The 16322-nt window shown below is 73.5% G+C and carries 16 protein-coding genes; 11 read left to right on the top strand and 5 right to left on the bottom strand.

Annotation, left to right across the window (positions count from 1 at the left end):
- Positions 1-45: 45 nt before the first annotated feature.
- Positions 46-645, bottom strand: coding sequence for a TetR/AcrR family transcriptional regulator (locus tag OIE12_RS21340; RefSeq protein ID WP_329137677.1), 600 nt, complete (start codon positions 643-645; stop codon positions 46-48).
- A gap of 167 nt (positions 646-812) precedes the next feature.
- Here OIE12_RS21340 and OIE12_RS21345 point away from each other — a divergent pair, with 167 nt between their 5' ends.
- The 8 genes from OIE12_RS21345 to OIE12_RS21380 all read left to right on the top strand — a co-directional run bounded on the left by OIE12_RS21345 (position 813) and on the right by OIE12_RS21380 (position 9986).
- A complete protein-coding gene (locus OIE12_RS21345) occupies positions 813-1847 on the top strand; it encodes an aldo/keto reductase (protein WP_329137679.1) in 1035 nt (344 codons plus the stop codon).
- 222 nt (positions 1848-2069) lie between these two features.
- Complete coding sequence (gene mshB, locus OIE12_RS21350) at positions 2070-2975, top strand: N-acetyl-1-D-myo-inositol-2-amino-2-deoxy-alpha-D-glucopyranoside deacetylase (RefSeq protein ID WP_329137681.1); 906 nt, start codon at positions 2070-2072, stop codon at positions 2973-2975.
- Positions 2972-3403, top strand: coding sequence for a DUF6113 family protein (locus tag OIE12_RS21355; RefSeq protein WP_329137683.1), 432 nt, complete (start codon positions 2972-2974; stop codon positions 3401-3403). Before mshB ends, OIE12_RS21355 begins: the two co-directional genes overlap by 4 nt.
- A gap of 193 nt (positions 3404-3596) precedes the next feature.
- On the top strand, positions 3597-6158 hold the full coding sequence (locus OIE12_RS21360; RefSeq protein ID WP_329137685.1) for a hypothetical protein: 2562 nt from the start codon (positions 3597-3599) through the stop codon (positions 6156-6158).
- Positions 6159-6365: 207 nt separating this feature from the next.
- A complete protein-coding gene (locus OIE12_RS21365) occupies positions 6366-7325 on the top strand; it encodes an ABC transporter ATP-binding protein (RefSeq protein ID WP_329137687.1) in 960 nt (319 codons plus the stop codon).
- Positions 7322-8062, top strand: a complete 741-nt coding sequence (locus OIE12_RS21370) for an ABC transporter permease (protein ID WP_329137689.1) — start codon at positions 7322-7324, stop codon at positions 8060-8062. Before OIE12_RS21365 ends, OIE12_RS21370 begins: the two co-directional genes overlap by 4 nt.
- A complete protein-coding gene (locus OIE12_RS21375) occupies positions 8059-9375 on the top strand; it encodes a sensor histidine kinase (RefSeq protein ID WP_443053880.1) in 1317 nt (438 codons plus the stop codon). The genes OIE12_RS21370 and OIE12_RS21375 overlap by 4 nt, the downstream gene beginning before the upstream one ends.
- Positions 9372-9986, top strand: coding sequence for a response regulator transcription factor (locus OIE12_RS21380; RefSeq protein ID WP_329137691.1), 615 nt, complete (start codon positions 9372-9374; stop codon positions 9984-9986). The genes OIE12_RS21375 and OIE12_RS21380 overlap by 4 nt, the downstream gene beginning before the upstream one ends.
- Before the next feature lie 238 nt (positions 9987-10224).
- Here OIE12_RS21380 and OIE12_RS21385 read toward each other — a convergent pair whose 3' ends face one another.
- Together OIE12_RS21385 and OIE12_RS21390 are read right to left on the bottom strand one after the other, a co-directional pair.
- Positions 10225-11094, bottom strand: a complete 870-nt coding sequence (locus OIE12_RS21385) for a transglutaminase-like domain-containing protein (RefSeq protein ID WP_329137693.1) — start codon at positions 11092-11094, stop codon at positions 10225-10227.
- Between the two features lie 3 nt (positions 11095-11097).
- Positions 11098-12147, bottom strand: coding sequence for a GNAT family N-acetyltransferase (locus OIE12_RS21390; protein ID WP_329137695.1), 1050 nt, complete (start codon positions 12145-12147; stop codon positions 11098-11100).
- 140 nt (positions 12148-12287) lie between these two features.
- On the opposite strand from OIE12_RS21390, the gene fdxA reads away from it, so the two are divergent.
- Positions 12288-12608 (top strand): ferredoxin, encoded by a 321-nt coding sequence (gene fdxA, locus OIE12_RS21395; RefSeq protein ID WP_030381035.1) that lies wholly within the window; start codon positions 12288-12290, stop codon positions 12606-12608.
- Positions 12609-12753: 145 nt separating this feature from the next.
- Entirely contained in the window at positions 12754-13902 is a 1149-nt protein-coding gene (locus OIE12_RS21400) for a bifunctional succinyldiaminopimelate transaminase/glutamate-prephenate aminotransferase (protein WP_329137697.1), read from the top strand.
- Positions 13903-13921: 19 nt separating this feature from the next.
- Here the strand turns inward: OIE12_RS21400 and OIE12_RS21405 are convergent, their stop codons facing one another.
- The gene (locus tag OIE12_RS21405) at positions 13922-14485 is read right to left on the bottom strand and encodes a TetR/AcrR family transcriptional regulator (protein WP_329137699.1); all 564 of its coding nucleotides are present in this window, start codon (positions 14483-14485) and stop codon (positions 13922-13924) included.
- Between the two features lie 58 nt (positions 14486-14543).
- Between OIE12_RS21405 and OIE12_RS21410 the strand changes: the two genes are divergently transcribed.
- Positions 14544-15584: an epoxide hydrolase family protein gene (locus OIE12_RS21410; protein ID WP_329137701.1), complete on the top strand. Its 1041-nt coding sequence runs from the start codon at positions 14544-14546 to the stop codon at positions 15582-15584.
- 74 nt (positions 15585-15658) lie between these two features.
- Here the strand turns inward: OIE12_RS21410 and OIE12_RS21415 are convergent, their stop codons facing one another.
- On the bottom strand, positions 15659-16075 hold the full coding sequence (locus OIE12_RS21415) for a hypothetical protein (RefSeq protein WP_030381031.1): 417 nt from the start codon (positions 16073-16075) through the stop codon (positions 15659-15661).
- Between the last annotated feature and the right edge of the window lie 247 nt (positions 16076-16322).

The following is a 16322-nucleotide window of genomic DNA, read 5'->3' on the forward strand; positions in this document are numbered from 1 at the left end:
TTGGTGCGAGGTTCGTGCGGGCGGGAGGCGGGTGGGTTCCTCCGGCTAGGCGGGGGTGGGTTCTCCCGGCTGGGCCGGGCGCAGGCCGTCGAAGAGGACGTGGAGCATGCGGGCGCGGGACGGCGGGGAGTCCGCCGAGGCCGCGGCGATGCCGTAGGTCAGGCGGAGGATGTCGCGGGTCTCGATGTCCTCGCGGACCGTGCCCGCCTCCTTCGCCGCGTCCACCAGCGTCTCCGCCGCGTCCATGAACCGGTCCTTGTAGCGCAGCAGCAGGTCGGGGGTCTGGGAGAGGGAGAGCGCCGTCTTGAACGTCGTGGCGATGCCGCGCTGTTCGAGTGCGTCGACGAGGTGTTCGCGCACCCAGCGCTCCAGCGCCCTGCCCGGCGCCTCCTGCTCGGCGAGCTTCGCCGCGCGGTCCGCGAGCGCCGCGATGTCCGGGCCGTAGACCGCCGCGACCAGGGTCTCGCGGGTGGGAAAGTGCCGGTACAGCGTGCCGGGGCCGACCCCGGCACGGCGCGCGACGACGTCCAGCGGTGCGTCCACGCCCAGTTCGGCGAAGGTCTCGCGCGCGGTCGCCACGAGGTGGTCGTAGTTGCGGCGCGCGTCGGCCCGCATCGGCCGCGGCTGCGACGGTGCCTCGTTCATCGGGGCCTCCTTCACGGGTTCCTCCACTGAGCCACTGAGCACGGAAACGGACGTCTTCTCCGCTTGGCTTTGCCCAAGCGGAGACTTTCTCCGTATAGTCGTCGTCGTGAGCAAGCGGAGGAACTCTCCGTTTGCCGCTTCCTGCTTCCTCTCCGGGAGATCGTCCCATGCGCTACCGCACCCTCGGCCGCACAGGCATCCAGGTCAGCCCCTACGCGCTCGGCACCATGAACTTCGGCGCCCTCGCCAACGCCGACCACGACGAAACGGTCCGCATCATCCACAAGGCGCTCGACGCCGGCATCAACCTGATCGACACGGCCGACAACTACTCCCACGGCGAGTCGGAGCGGATCGTCGGCAAGGCGCTCAAGGGGCGCCGCGACGACGTCGTCCTCGCCACCAAGTTCTCCAACCCCATGGGGGACGGTCCCAACCGGCGGGGCGCCTCGCGCCGGTACCTCATGACCGCCGTCGAGGACTCGCTGCGGCGGCTGGAGACCGACCACATCGATCTGTACCAGTACCACTACCCCGACGACGAGACCGATCTGGAGGAGACGCTCTCCGCGCTCACGGATCTGGTCCGGGCCGGGAAGGTGCGGGCGATCGGTACCTCCAAGCAGCCCCCCTCGGGGCTCGTCGAGGCGCACTGGATCTCCGAGCGGCAGGGGCTGGCGCGCTTCCGCAGCGAACAGCCGTACTACTCGATACTCAACCGGGGCATCGAGCGTGAGCTGCTCCCCGTCACCCAGCGGCTCGGCATGGGCACGCTCGTGTGGAGCCCGCTGGCGCAGGGGCTGCTGACCGGGCGCGTACGCAAGGGGCAGGCGTCGACGCTGAGCCGGAGCGGGCCGTGGTTCGCGCACCTCGGGGACGAGCGGCGCATCGACGCGGTGGAGCGGCTGGTGCCGGTCGCGGAGGAGGCGGGCGTTTCGCTGACGCACATGGCGGTCGCGTTCGTGCTGGCGCATCCGGGGGTGACGGCGGCGCTGCTCGGGCCACGGACGGAGGAGCAGTTCGACGATCTGCTGGCGGGGGTGGGGATCGAACTGAGCGACGACGTGCTCGACCGGATCGACGAGGTGGTGCCGCCGGGGGTGGATGTCGGGGCCATCCAGATGGGGTACCGGCCGCCGGCGTTGCTGCGGGCGGGGCTGCGGAGGCGGGGAGTGGGGGAGCGGGCGGCGGCGGAGGGGTGAGCGGGGCGGGGGTTCGCCTGGTCGCGCAGTTCCCCGAGCCCCTGGAAGCAGGGGGCGCCCCCCCCTTTCGAGGGGCGCGGGGAACTGCGCGACAAGCCACGACGCACCCGCACCCGTTGACGCGCCCCACCCCCCGAGCTCTCCCGCGCCCCGCCCCGGCAGGGGCAAGGGGCCGCGCCCCTTGGTACGCGGGGCGCGTCGCCCGCCTCGTAGGGTGGGGCCATGACCGATCTCCCCGACCGGCGTCTTCTGCTCGTGCACGCGCACCCGGACGACGAGTCGATCAACAACGGCGCGACCATGGCCCGGTACGCCGCCGAAGGGGCGCACGTCACCCTGGTCACCTGCACCCGCGGCGAACGCGGCGAGGTGATCCCGGACGCGCTCGCCCACCTCGCCGGCGACCCCGACCTGCTCGGCGCCCACCGGCTGCGCGAGCTCGCCGCCGCGATGGGCACCCTGGGCGTGACGGACGTACGTCTGCTCGGCGGCCCCGGCCGCTACCGCGACTCCGGGATGATGGGGCTGCCCGACAACGAGGACCCCGACTGCCTCTGGCAGGCGGACCTCGACGAGGCCGCCGGACACCTCGTCGAGGTGATCCGCGAGGTACGCCCCCAGGTCCTCGTCACCTACGACGACAATGGCGGCTACGGCCACCCCGACCACATCAAGGCCCACCGCATCGCCATGCGCGCCGCCGAACTCGCCGCCGACGCCACCGCCTTCCCGGCGGCGGGGGAGCCCTGGGAGATCGCCAAGGTCTACTGGAACCGGGTTCCCCGGCCGTACGCCGAGGACGCCTTCGCCCGGCTCGCACAGGCGCTGCCCGAGCTCCCGTTCGACTCGGCGGGGAGCATCGCCGACGTTCCCGGGGTCGTGGCGGACGAGCGCGTCACCGCCGAGATCGACGGCACCGCGTTCGCCGTCGCGAAGGCCGCCGCGATGCGCGCCCACGCCACCCAGATCGACGTCGTCGAGCCCTGGTTCGCGCTCTCCAACCACCTCGCGCAGCCCCTGTTCACCACCGAGTTCTACGAGTTGGCACGCGGTGAGCGGGGTACCGAAGGAGACGCCGGGCGGGAACAGGACCTGTTCGAAGGCGTGAACGGAGGGAGCGAGGCATGAGTCCACGTACGCCGGGCGGACCGGGCCCCGGCAGCGGGCTCGCGCAGCCGCTGTCCATGCCGTCGCCCGGGCGGGCGGTCGCCTACCTGGGACTGTTCGTCCTCGGCGCGGTCGTCGGCGCCGCCGGTACGCTCGTGCAACCGGGCTGGTTCCCCGGCGGGTTGCTGCTCGCGCTGGCCGGAGCCGCCGGGCTCTTCCTCGGCGGCTCGCGCGCCCTGAACACCCGTGCGGGAGCCGTCGCGCCCGCCGCCGGCTGGATGATCGCCGTCATCCTGCTCACCGCCAGCCGGCCCGAGGGCGACTTCCTGTTCGGCGCCGGGATCGGCTCGTACCTCTTCCTGCTCGGCGGCATCGTCGTCGCTGTGATGTGCGCCACGCTTGCCCAGGGACGGCAACCCGACGGGCCCCGTGCCCGACTTGCCAAGTGACGTACCACTTCGCCGCTTCATCTCCGTGCGGGTCCCGTGGGAGTTTCCCCGGTGGACGCGCTCGGGGGACCTGAAGCGGCCAGTATCGTGGTGCGCGCCGCCGCGCCTGCCCCGGGCGCTCGCTCCCGTGCGAGCAGGGGGACTCCCACTGTGAGGTCGCGGCCGGCGGTGAAGCCAACCGGGAGAACCTGCCTTGAGTCGTGAAACTGACAGTTCGTCCGCCGGGCGCAACGGGCGCAACGGGCGCGGCGGTGCCGCGTACCCGTCGGGCACGCCGCCGTACGGCACCCCCACGGCTTCCGAGGACGGCGCCGACGCGGGTCGCGGCGGTGCCCGGCCGGAGGAGCGCAAGACCGAGACCACGCTGACCACGCGCATCCGCATCAACATCCCCGGATCGCGGCCCATTCCGCCGGTCGTGATGCGTACGCCGGTGGCCGGTGACGCGTCCGCGGCGACGGGTGGCGCGGAGGGCGGAGGCGCCGGTTCCGCGTCCGTGTCCGGTTCCGCCTCCGACGACCTCGGCGGTCCGGCCGATCCGGAGACCACCGGGTCGATGCGGGCGCTCGGCGCGTACGACGGGGCGGGGAGCCCCGGTGCTCCCGGTGTCTCCGGTGGTACGGGCACGGCCGAGTTCCCTGCCGTGACGCCGCAGTCGTCCCCGGCCCCGGCCCCGGCCGAGGAGAAGGAGAAGACGAGCGACTGGTTCGCCCCGCGCAAGTCCTCCTCCGGTAACCCGGGGACGTCCGGGACCTCCGGGGCGTCAGGAGCCTCTGGGGCATCCGGGACGTCAGGGGCCTCCGGTGCGTCCGGGACCTCCGCCGTGTCCGGGAACAGGGCGCAGCAGGGCGGCGGGGCGCCGGCCGCCGGTCCGGCCGCCGGTCCGTCCGCCGGTGGACCGGCAGGGTCCGGCCTCGGCAACGGCGGTGCGCGGCCCGGCGGTTCCGGCTCCCGCCCCGGTGGCACGAACGGCGCCGGGCTCCCCGGTGCCACCGGCGGCCCCGTCGCCCCGGGCCACGGCGGCGGCACCGGTTCCTTCGACGTCTCCGCGGCCCTCGCCGCGGCCTCCCAGCGCGGCGACGCGGACGCCGACGCCGTGGACACGTCCGTGGGCGCCTACGGTCCCGACGGCGAGGCGTACCCGTCCTCCCCGGAGGACACCGGCTCGTATGCCGTCGGCGGCGGTGAAACGTATGGCGGTGAGCCGTACGGCGGCGAACCCTTCGGGGCACCCGGGGCACCCGGGGCACCCGGGACCCCCGGCGACCCGTACGCGACCGGCTCCCCGGAGGACACCGGTTCCTTCCCGGTGGGCGGCGCCCCCGACGGCGGCCGGCCGCACCCGGACGACCTCCCGTACTTCTCCCAGGCCGGCGGCCCACGCGCCGACGGCGGCGCCCCGGCCGGACCGACCACCGGACCGGCCACGGGTGACACCCCGCTCGCCGACCTCCCCGTCCGGCGCGCGCCCGGCGGCCCGGCGGGCCAGGGTGTTCAGGGCGACCGGGCCGCCGCACAGGGCGCACTGCCCGGCGGCGGGCTCAGCGACGACACCGCTGTGCTCACCCCACAGCACCCCGTACCCGGCGGCCAGGGCTACGGGGCCGGCGACAACGTCTCCGGACACACCCTGACCAGCGGTATCCCGGTCATCCCGTCCGAGGGCCAGGGCGGCCGGCCCTTCGGCGGCCCGGGCGGCGGCGAGCCCTCGGGCCCGCACACGCCCCCGAAACTGCCGGACGCGCCCCAGCCGAAGCCGGCCCCCTCCGGGCAGGGCGGGAACGCCAAGGCCGCCGCCAAGCCGGCCAAGAAGAAGCGCCGCGGCAAGCTCCCGCTGCTCGTCGGCGTGCTGGTCTTCGCCGGCGGGGTCGCGTACGGCGCGGGTCTGCTGATGAACCACTCCGACGTGCCCAAGGGCACCACCGTGCTCGGCGTCGACATCGGCGGCGGCACCCGCGACGAGGCCGTCCAGAAGCTGGATGCGGCGCTCGGCGACCGTACGAACAAGGCGATGAAGCTGAGCGTCGGCGGCGACACCGTCAGCCTCAAGCCCGACCAGTCGGGCCTCCAGCTCGACAGCAAGGCCACCGTGGCCGACGCCGCGCACAGCGACTACAACCCGGTGTCGGTGGTCGGTTCGCTGTTCGGGCAGAAGCGGGTCGTGGAGCCGGTCATGCCGGTCGACGAGGAGAAGCTGCGGGCGGCGCTGGAACAGGCCGCGGGCAGCGCCGGCGCCAACGACGGCACGATCAAGTTCGAGCCGGGCAAGGCGGTCCCCGTGTACGGCAGGAGCGGCCAGGGCATCGACGTCGCCAAGTCCACGCAGGCCGTCCAGGAGGCGTACCGGACCCAGGTGGAGACGGGTACGGCGGCCACGGTGAAGGTGCCGACGACGGCCAAGGAGCCGACGGTCACCAAGGCCGAGGTGGACCGCGAGATGAAGGCGTTCGCGGAGCCGGCCATGTCGGGGCTCGTGACCGTGAAGACGGCGGACGGCGTGCACCAGGTGTCGTTCAGCCCGGAGAACTCCCTGTGGAAGTTCCTCCGCGTCAAGGCCGTCGACGGCAAGCTGGTCGACTACTACGACCGGCCGGCGCTGAAGAAGCTGTACGGCGACACGTTCGACGGCGTGCTGATCACCCGCGGTTCGGGGCAGAAGACGGCGGTGACGGTCGAGGACGTCATCAACACCCTCCGCCCGGCGCTGCTGAGCAAGACGAACCGGGTCGCGGTCATCGACACGAACCCGAACTGAGCGGAAGTGGTGAGGAGGGGGTGGCGTCCACCGGGACGCCGCCCCCTTTCGTTCGTGGGCGGCCTCCGTGCGTGCCGCGCGTGGCACGCTCGTCCGCGTGCGGCCGCCTCCGCGTGTCCCCCGCGCGGCCCGGCATGACATCTGTCATCGCATAGTCGGGATGCGCGGCACTGCCTCCGGCGCGTTCCGCCCGGGAGCATTGCATGCATGACGATGACAACGGGGGCGTCGGCCCGGCAACAGGACGTCGCGGTGGGGTTCGATTGCGTCAGCAAGGCATACGGTGACGTACGCGCCGTCGACGGGCTCAGCCTCACCCTGCACCCGGGCGAGACCGTGGCCCTCCTCGGCCCGAACGGCGCCGGCAAGTCCACCACCCTCGACCTCCTCCTCGGCCTCAAGCACCCCGACTCCGGCACGGTCCGGGTCTTCGGCACCGGCCCCCGCGAGGCGATAGTCGCCGGCCGCGTCGGCGCGATGCTCCAGAGCGGCGGACTGATGGACGAGGTCACCGTCGCCGAACTCGTCACGCTGGCCTGCGCGCTGCACCCGAGGCCGTACCCGGTCTCGGACGTGCTCGCCCGCGCCGGCGTCACGCAGATCGCCGACCGCAAGGTCGACAAGCTCTCCGGCGGCCAGGAGCAACGCGTCCGCTTCGCGCTCGCCACCGCGGGCGACAGCGACCTGATCGTCCTCGACGAGCCGACCACCGGCATGGACGTCACCGCCCGCCAGGCCTTCTGGGCCACCATGCGCGACCAGGCCGACCAGGGCCGCACGGTCCTGTTCGCCACCCACTACCTGGAGGAGGCCGACGCGATGGCGGACCGCGTCCTCGTCCTGCACCGCGGCCGGCTCCTGGCCGACGGCACCGCCGCCGAGATCAAGGCCAAGGCGGGCGCCCGCCGGATCTCCTTCGACCTGGACGGCGAGATCGACGAACCGGCGCTGCGCGCACTGCCGTTCCTCACCACGCTCACGGTGTCCCACGGCGGCTCCGCCGCGGGCTCGGGAGGGACCGTCCGCATGCAGTCCACCGACGCCGACGCCACCATGCACGCCGTGTACGGACTCGGCCTCTACCCCCGCAACCTCGAAGTCGCCGGCCTCGGACTCGAGCAGGCCTTCGTCGCCCTCACCACCGCCGAGGAGGCCAAGCAGTCGTGAACAGCCTCATCAAACTGGAACTGACCCGCGCCCTGCGCAACCGCAAGTTCCTGTTCTTCTCCGTCGTCTACCCGTCCGTGCTGTTCCTGCTCATCGCGGGCAGCGCCGACGACAGCACGAAGGTCGACGGCACGGGCCTGACCCTGCCGACGTACATGATGGTCTCGATGGCGTCCTTCGGCGCGCTCACCGCCGTCCTGATGGGCAACAGCGAACGCATAGCGAAGGAGCGGGAGAACGGCTGGGTGCGGCAACTGCGGCTGACCACCCTGCCCGGGCGCGGCTACGTCCTGGCCAAGACCGCGGGCGCGGCCGTCGTCAGTCTGCCGTCCATCGTCGTCGTCTTCGCCGTCGCCGCCGTCGTGAAGGACGTGCGGCTGGACGCCTGGCAGTGGCTCGCGCTCACCGGCGCGATCTGGGCCGGCAGCCTCGTCTTCGCGGCGCTCGGCGTCGCCATCGGTTACCTCGCGAGCGGGGACGCGGTCCGCCCGATCACGATGATCGTCTACTTCGGCCTGTCCATACTCGGCGGCCTGTGGATGCCGACGACCACGTTCCCCCAGTGGCTGCAGGACATGGCCAAGTGGGTGCCGACCCACGCATACGCTGCCCTGGGACAGGCGATCGAGCAGAGTCAGGCCCCGCACGCCATGGACATCGTCGTCCTCGCCATCTTCTTCGCCCTGTTCACCGGCGGTGCGGCCTGGCTGTACCGGAAGGACACGCTGAAGGCGTGAGCACGATGACGGACAACCCGCCGTACGACGACGAGGCAGAGTCGGACCGCCTGGTGCGCATGGGGCAGTCGCCCCGCAACCGGCGCGAGCTGCTGCGCAAGGCCCTCTGGATCGGCATCTGGCTGGTCTTCCTCAACTCCCCGTTCGCCGACCTGCTCTCCGGCGACCACAGCACCGCCGGGAGGGTGGGCGGCTGGCTCGGGATCGCCGTGTTCGTCGGCCTCTACCTCGCGCTGGTCTCCCGGAACATGGGCGGCAGACCGTTCCCCCGGTGGCTGGTCGTCGGCATCATCGTCGCCCTCGGCGCGCTGGCGGCCCTGCTGCCGCTCACGCTCGGCCCGCACTGGGTCGGCCTGTTCGTGTACGTCTCCGTCGCCTGCGGGATGGCGCTCCCGCTGCGCACGGCGTACTGGGCGATCCCGGGGACGACGGCGCTGATGGCGCTCGTCGTGGGGTACGTGGACTCGGACCAGCTCAGCGGGATGGTCCTGCTGACGCTGCTCATCGGGTTCGCGATGACCAGTGTCAGCCAGCTGGTGCGGACCACGATCGAGCTGCGCCGGGCCCGTGCCACGGTCGCCCAGCTCGCCGCGAACGAGGAGCGGCTGCGGCTCGCCCGCGATCTGCACGACCTGCTGGGGCACTCGCTGTCCCTGATCACCCTCAAGAGCGAGCTGGCGGGCCGGATGCTGCCGGCCCATCCCGACAAGGCGGCCCAGCAGGTCGCCGACATCGAGAGCGTCAGCCGGCAGGCGCTGGTCGACGTGCGCGAGGCGGTCAGCGGCTACCGGCGGCCCCGGCTGGCGGCGGAACTCGCGGGTGCGCAGGTCGCGCTGGCGGCGGCGGGCGTCACCGCGGACCTGCCCGCCGAGCCCGGTCTCGACGGGGTCCCGGAGGAGAGCGAGTCGGCGCTCGCCTGGGCGCTGCGCGAGGCGGTCACCAACGTCGTACGGCACAGCGGGGCCCGTCGGTGCGTGGTGTCCCTGGTGCGGCGGCAGACGCTGGACGGGCCGGTGCTGGAGCTGTCCGTCGAGGACGACGGAGCGGGCGGTGTCACCGGCGCGGCCGGTGCGGCGTCCTCCGGCGGCGGGCACGGCAACGGGCTGACGGGGCTGACCGAACGGCTCCAGAAGGCGGGCGGTTCGCTGGCGGCGGGCCGGGTGGGCCGGTCGGGTCAGGCCGGCCCGGCGGGGCAGCCGGGCAAGGCGGCCGGGCGCGGGTTCCGGTTGGTGGCCCGGGTGCCGGCGGGGGTCCCGGCGGACGTGGCCGGGGAGACCGGCGGGGCCGGGGACACCGTAGGATCCCGGGCATGAGCCGCACGATCAAGGTCCTGCTGGCGGAGGACCAGTCCATGGTCCGCGAGGCGCTGGCCGCGCTGCTGGGGCTGGAGGAGGACATCGAGGTCGTCGCCCAGGTGGCACGCGGTGACGAGGTACTGGCGGCGGTGCGGGAGCACGCCGTGGACGTGGCACTGCTGGACATCGAGATGCCGGGGGCCACCGGGATCGAGGCGGCGGCACAGGTGCACCGGGAACTGCCGGGGGTCAAGCTCGTCGTCCTCACGACGTTCGGGCGGCCCGGGTATCTGCGCAGCGCGATGGAGTCGGGCGCGGACGCGTTCCTGGTCAAGGACGCGCCGGCGGCGCAGCTCGCGGAGGCGGTGCGCAAGGTGCTGGCGGGGGAGCGGGTGATCGACCCCACGCTCGCGGCGGCGGCCCTCGCGGAGGGCGCGAACCCGCTGACCGACCGGGAGCGGGAGGTGCTGCGGGCGGCGGCCGACGGAGCGACGAACGCGGAACTGGCGACGGCACTGCACCTGTCCCAGGGGACGGTGCGGAACTATCTCTCCACGGCCATCCAGAAACTGACCGCCCGCAACCGAACGGAAGCGGTTCGGATAGCCCGGGAGAAGGGCTGGCTGTAGGCCGGGGCGCCTAGTAGCTCGGGGGGTGCGGTGTGTTGGCGGCTGCGGGCGGAGTGTGGTTGCTCGCGCAGTTCCCCGCGCCCCTAAAAAACCAGGGGGCGCCCCCTTGCTTTTTAGGGGCGCGGGGAACTGCGCGACAAGCCACAACGGACCCGCAGCCGCCACACCACAGAAGCCCCCGAGCTACTAGGCGCCCCGGCGCCCCCGCGCGCTTCGGGCGCCGACGGGGGCGCGCCCCTCAGTTCAAGCGGGCCCTCGCCGCCCGCGCCTCCGCGCGGACGGCCCGGGCCGCGGGCCCGTCCATCACCCGCACCACCTCCGCGTACGCCTCCAACTCCGCCGCCCCCGCGAGGAACTCCCCCCTGAGCACGAGCGTGCGCGCGTACTCGTAGCGCAGACGGGCCGGATGCGACGGCAGGCACAGTGACAGCCGCAGCGCCCACAGGGCGACATCGGACCGCTCGGGCCGCGCCGCCGCCCACGCGCGCACGTTGTTCAGGACGCGGAGCACGATGTCCAGCGGATCCGCCGGCGTCAGCATCGCCGGATCGAGCACCGCCCCCGTTGCCCCGGCGACCAGCAGCTCCGCATCGTCGCCGGTCAGCACGTGCCCGCCGGCGAACGGATCCACCAGCACCTGCTCGGCGCCCGACCCGAACCCGACCACGAAGTGCCCCGGCAGCGCCACGCCGTACACCGGCGCACCGGCCCGCCGGGCGACCTCCATCCAGAGCACCGAGAGCAGGATCGGCAGCCCGCGCCGGCGTCGCAGCACCTCGTGCAGCAGGGACGACTCCAGCCGCTGGTAGTCGGCCGGTGCCCCGGCGAACCCGTGGCGCCCGCCGAGGAGTTCGGCCAGGGCCGTCGCCCAGGAGCGCGGCCCGCCGGGGCGGAACGGCAGCTGCCCGGCGAGTTCGTCGAGTCGGATGTCGACGGCGTCCATCCCGGCGTCGTCCAGCGTGCCGTCCGCCGCCGCGCCCACGAGCAGGCAGAGCGCGGCCAGGTCGGGCCGCTCGGCCCGGGCCTCCTCCGCGAACCGCCGCCGTACCTCCTCGCTCCGCTCCGGCCCCGGCGGAATCGGCCGCACCGTCGGCCACAGGCCCGCCACGGCTCAGCCGGCCCGGCCGGGGGCGCCGTCACCGGCGGGCTCCCGGAAGTGGTGGTACGAGTGGTGCGCGGCGAACCCGAGCCGCCGGTAGAGCGCGCGGGCCCGGTCGTTGTCCGACTCCACCTGGAGCCAGGCCGCCGAGGCGCCCTCCTGGAGCGCGCGCCCGGCCAGCGCGGCCATCACCGCCGTGGCGAGCCCGCGCCGGCGCAGCGCGGGGTCGACCTCGACCGCCGCGAACCCGGCCCACCGCCCGTCCACGACGAGCCGCCCGATCGCTGCGGGCGTCGCGCCCTCCGCCCCCGAGTCACCGGCGCCGGGAACGGTCGCGAACCACACCGACGGCCCACTGCCGAGTACCCGCAGCGCGACCTCGCCGATTCCCTTGCGCTGGTAGCGCCGCAGCCATGCCTCGTCGGCGGTGCGGGACAGCAGGACGTCCTCGGGCGCCGTCGGCCCCGGCTCGCGGTCGACGAGCGGGGCGAGCGCGCCGGTCCACAGCTCGGCCGTCACCTCGCGCCGCCAGCCACGTTCCGTCAACTTGGCGCACAGTGCCTCCTGCGTGCCCTCGCCGCCCGTCGCCGCCTGCACGTACGCGGGCAGCCCGCGCGCCGCGTACCAGCGCCGTACGGCCGTGAGCGCGTTGTCGAGCGGCAACCCGGGGTCGCCGAGCGGCAGCGCCGAGTTGGCCCGGCGGGTGAACCCGGAGGCCGCCCGCAGTTCCCACTCGCCGAGCCGCTCCCGCTCCACCGGCTGCCAGGCCCTGGCCGCGACGCGCGCCAGCTCGCCGTACGACGCGGCGGGGCCCCGGCGACGCGCCCGGGCGGCCGGTACGACCTTGCCCGCGACCAGCGTCCGAGCCGCGATCCGGACGGTCTCGCCGTCCCGTCGTGTGATCAGCAGCACACCGTCGTCCCATGATGTGAGAACGCCAACCGTGTCGGTGAACTTCCCACCCTCGGCGGCATGTTCGGTCCTGCGTCGCACTGAGACGCGTTTGCCCACGTCAGCGGCGGTGATGCGGACCTCGAGCCGCCCGCCCGCAGAGATTTCCACAGGTCGGTCCACCCCTCCTGTTCGGATCATGCCCAGGAACGGAGATACTAGGTGCGGGCATCGACGACGCCGCGCTCCCGCGCGCCAGGCGGCGGAGCCTGAGGAGGCCCGCCAGCGCCCAATCGAGGAGGAACGACAGCGTGACCTACGTCATCGCAGAGCCTTGTGTCGACGTCAAGGACAAGGCGTGCATCGAGGAGTGCCCGGTCGACTGCATCTACGAGGGCAAACGGTCCTTGTACATCCACCCGGACGAATGCGTCGACTGTGGAGCCTGTGAACCGGTCTGCCCGGTCGAGGCGATCTTCTACGAGGACGACACTCCGGAGGAGTGGAAGGACTACTACAAGGCGAACGTCGAGTTCTTCGACGAGCTCGGCTCGCCCGGCGGGGCCAGCAAGCTGGGTCTGATCGAGCGCGACCACCCGTTCGTCGCGGCGCTGCCCCCGATGAACCAGTAGCCGTCGCAGGAACAACGCGTCGCGGCACGCTCGCACCATCCGCGCGCGTGCCGCCCCGGTCCCGTACGGCGCCCGCCGCGCCGTGCGGGACCGAGGCGTTCGGGGCCCCGCCCCGAGCACGCAGAGAAGAAAGAGAGCCGATCCCGTGTCCGCAGTCTCCGACCCCCCTCCCGCCGCCCGCCGCCACCCTTCCACGGAGTCGCTTCGCGACCGGCTTCCTGACTTCCCCTGGGACAAGCTCGCGCCGTACAAGGCGACGGCCGCCGCGCACCCGGACGGGATCGTCGACCTGTCCGTCGGCACCCCGGTGGACCCGGTGCCCGAGCTGATCCAGAAGGCGCTGGTCGCCGCGGCCGACTCGCCGGGCTACCCGACGGTCTGGGGCACCCCCGCACTGCGGGACGCGATCACCGGCTGGGCGGAGCGCCGGCTCGGCGGCCGGGACCTGACCGACCGGCACGTGCTGCCGATCGTCGGCTCCAAGGAACTGGTGGCCTGGCTGCCGACCCAGCTGGGCCTCGGCCCCGGCGACACGGTCGCGTACCCGCGTCTCGCGTACCCGACGTACGAGGTCGGCGCCCGGCTGGCCCGCGCCGAGCACGTGGCGTACGACGATCCCACCGAGCTGGACCCGGCCGGTCTGAAGCTGCTGTGGCTCAACTCGCCGTCGAACCCGACAGGGCGGGTGCTGGCCAAGGAGGAGCTGGCCCGGATCGTGGCCTGGGCGCGGGAGCACGGCGTGCTCGTCGTCTCCGACGAGTGCTACCTGGAGCTGGGCTGGGAGGCCGACCCGGTCTCGGTCCTGCACCCGGACGTGTGCGGCGGCTCCTACGACGGCATCGTCGCCGTCCACTCCCTGTCCAAGCGGTCCAACCTGGCCGGCTACCGCGCGGCGTTCCTCGTCGGCGACCCGGCGGTGCTCGGACCGCTGCTGGAGATCCGCAAGCACGGCGGCATGATGACCCCGGCGCCGACCCAGGCCGCGGTGGTCGCCGCGCTCTCCGACGACGCGCACGTGCGCGAGCAGCGGGAGCGGTACGCGGCACGGCGCTCGGAGCTGCGCGAGGCGCTCCTCGCGCACGGCTTCCGGATCGAGCACAGCGAGGCGAGCCTGTACCTGTGGGCGACGCGCGACGAGTCGTGCTGGGACACGGTCGGCCACCTCGCCGGCCTGGGCATCCTCGTCGCCCCCGGCGACTTCTACGGCCCCGCCGGCGCCCGCTTCGTCCGCGTGGCCCTGACCGCCACGGACGACCGGATCGCCGCCGCAGCCGCCCGGCTGCGGCAGAGCTGACCAGCAGCCGCCGCTGGCCTCACCCGCCGTCGGCGAGGCGCTGGATGGTGGCGCCCAGCCAGGCCTCCAGCTCGGCGGGGTCGCCGAGTGCGGAGCGCAGGACCCGGCGGCGGGTCGAGACGCCGAGCACGAACGCGTCGATCGCCGCCGCCCGGTCGCGGGCCTCGGTCTCGTCCAGGCCGCTCGCGCGCAGATGGCGGAGCAGCGGCTGAAGTGACTGGGCGTCGAGGAACGCGGCCAGCGCCTCCGCCGCCTCCGGGCGCTCGCCGGACGCGCGTTGCAGTACGAGCAGCGGATCCTCGCCGGGCGGGCCGGACCAGCGCCGTACGATGCTCGCCGCGAGGCGTGCCCCGAGCGTGGAAAGGTCGCCGTCGAAGGAGTCGGAGACCGGGATCTCCACCCGCGTCGCCGCCAGGAACAGGCCCTCCTTGCCGCCGAAATAGCGCGTGATGAGGTTGGGCGACACCCCCGCCGCGTCGGCCACGCCCTTGACCGCGACCGCCCCGTATCCGTGCCGGGCGAACTGGCGCCGGGCGTGCTCCAGAATCCGCTGCCTGGTCGCGGCCGCGTCACGAGAACTCATGCGATCGACCATACAGGCCATGTGTACGCTGATACACATCATGTGTATGGTCGTACACATGACCGACGAACTGCGTGAGCGCCTCCGGCGGACGCGACGCGTGCACACCCCGTGGAGCGTCGACGGGACGCGCGGCGTCACCGGCTCGCGTCTCGACGCCCTGCTCGACCACTGGGCGAACGGCTACGACTGGGCCCCGCACGAGCGCCGCATCGACGCGCTCCCCTGGGTGACGGTGCGCACCGGTGACACGGAGCTGCGCCTGATCCACCAGCGGTCCGCCGACCCCGGCGCGCCGGTCGTCGTCCTGCTGCACGGCTGGCCGGACTCGGTGCTGCGCTTCGAACGCCTTCTGCCGCTGCTCATGGACCTGCATGTGGTGGTGCCCGCGCTGCCGGGCTTCCCCTTCGCGCCTGCGCTCACCACTCCCGGAATGTCGGCGAACCGGATCGCCAGAATCGTCGCGGACGCGCTCGAACAGCTCGGTCACGCGCGGTACACGGTCTCCGGCGGCGATGTGGGCGGCACCGTCGCCGAACTCCTCGCCGCCGCCCACCCGGACCGCGTGACCGCCCTGCACCTGACGAACGTCGCCCCGCAGCACGCCTTCACGGCGGACCCGGCCCGGCTCGCGCCCGACGCGGTGGCCTATCTGGACCGGGCGGCGCGGTGGTTCCGGGCCGAGGGCGGGTACATCGCGGAGCAGTCGACGCGGCCGAACACCCTCGCCGTCGCCCTCGGCGACTCGCCCGCCGGACTCGCGGCATGGCTCGTCGAGAAGCTGGAGTCCTGGTCCGACGCCTCGGCCTTCACCCCCGACGAGCTGCTCACCTGGGTCACCGCCTACTGGGTCACCGGCACCATCGGCACGTCCTTCGCCACCTACACCGAACCGGTCGAACTCCCCGCACGCATCGGCACGCCCACCGTCTTCTCCGTCTTCCCGCACGACACCAAACCGGAACCGCGCAGCTACGCCGAGGCGTTCCTGAACGTGCGCGCCTACGTGGAGCATCCCGCCGGCGGCCACTTCGCGGCCTGGGAACAACCCGCGGCCTACGCCGCCGACGTGCGCCGCGCGATCGCGCTGGACGGCTGAACCGACGGGCCGCCGCGCGCAAGGAGAAACCCCCGGGTCCGGGACCCGGGGGCTTCGTGTGGTGTGGAGCGGTGTCAGTGGAGCGGCAGGCCGTCCACCGGCAGGCCGCCGGCCGGGGCCGCCTTCGTGGCGGAGGACGCCACGTCACCCAGCGCGCCGCCGGCCTGGCCCGCGGCCTCGCCCGCGGTCTTCTGCGCCACCGGGACCGCCGTCTTGACGACCTTGCCACCGGCCTTGCCCGCGGCCGGCACCGCCTTCTTGACCGTCTTGCCGCCCGTGTCACCCGCCATGCCGGTGACGTGCTGGGCGGTGGCGTCGACGTTGTTGGCGACGTGCGCACCGTCCAGCGCGGTCACACCACCGAGGTCGGGCGTGGCGGGCAGGGCCGTCGTCGCCGCGCTGGCGGAACCGGCCGCACCGACCACGGGCGCCGCTCCGGCTGCGACGATCAGCGCGGCACGGGCGATCCGACGGGTCAGGGGGAGGGACATGTTGCTCCTTCGGACGGAAGAAAAACGGTGGGGAACCGGTGCGATTCGGCAGTTGATCGCCCCGGGTCGGACGCAGTGACTACCGCTTCAGGGCCCCGAAGGTTGCGGCGGACCCCGGTAAAGAGTTGGCAATGCATCGCATTATCGGGCGGGCGGAAATACGGGCAAAAGAGTCATCGGGAAAGGGGTGCCGATTCCCCGCATCCCTTTCCCCGCAAGGAATTTCAGCGGGGCACGGCAGACGCGC

The sequence above is a fragment of the Streptomyces sp. NBC_00670 genome, assembly GCF_036226765.1.
Lineage (GTDB): Bacteria > Actinomycetota > Actinomycetes > Streptomycetales > Streptomycetaceae > Streptomyces.

What these genes read in the sequence shown, in the direction of transcription:
- OIE12_RS21340 (WP_329137677.1), bottom strand. Translation starts at nt 645, where the DNA reads ATGAACGAGGCACCGTCGCAGCCGCGGCCGATGCGGGCCGACGCGCGC.
- OIE12_RS21345 (WP_329137679.1), top strand. Translation starts at nt 813, where the DNA reads ATGCGCTACCGCACCCTCGGCCGCACAGGCATCCAGGTCAGCCCCTAC.
- mshB (WP_329137681.1), top strand. Translation starts at nt 2,070, where the DNA reads ATGACCGATCTCCCCGACCGGCGTCTTCTGCTCGTGCACGCGCACCCG.
- OIE12_RS21355 (WP_329137683.1), top strand. Translation starts at nt 2,972, where the DNA reads ATGAGTCCACGTACGCCGGGCGGACCGGGCCCCGGCAGCGGGCTCGCG.
- OIE12_RS21365 (WP_329137687.1), top strand. Translation starts at nt 6,366, where the DNA reads ATGACGATGACAACGGGGGCGTCGGCCCGGCAACAGGACGTCGCGGTG.
- OIE12_RS21380 (WP_329137691.1), top strand. Translation starts at nt 9,372, where the DNA reads ATGAGCCGCACGATCAAGGTCCTGCTGGCGGAGGACCAGTCCATGGTC.
- OIE12_RS21405 (WP_329137699.1), bottom strand. Translation starts at nt 14,485, where the DNA reads ATGAGTTCTCGTGACGCGGCCGCGACCAGGCAGCGGATTCTGGAGCAC.
- OIE12_RS21410 (WP_329137701.1), top strand. Translation starts at nt 14,544, where the DNA reads ATGACCGACGAACTGCGTGAGCGCCTCCGGCGGACGCGACGCGTGCAC.
- OIE12_RS21415 (WP_030381031.1), bottom strand. Translation starts at nt 16,075, where the DNA reads ATGTCCCTCCCCCTGACCCGTCGGATCGCCCGTGCCGCGCTGATCGTC.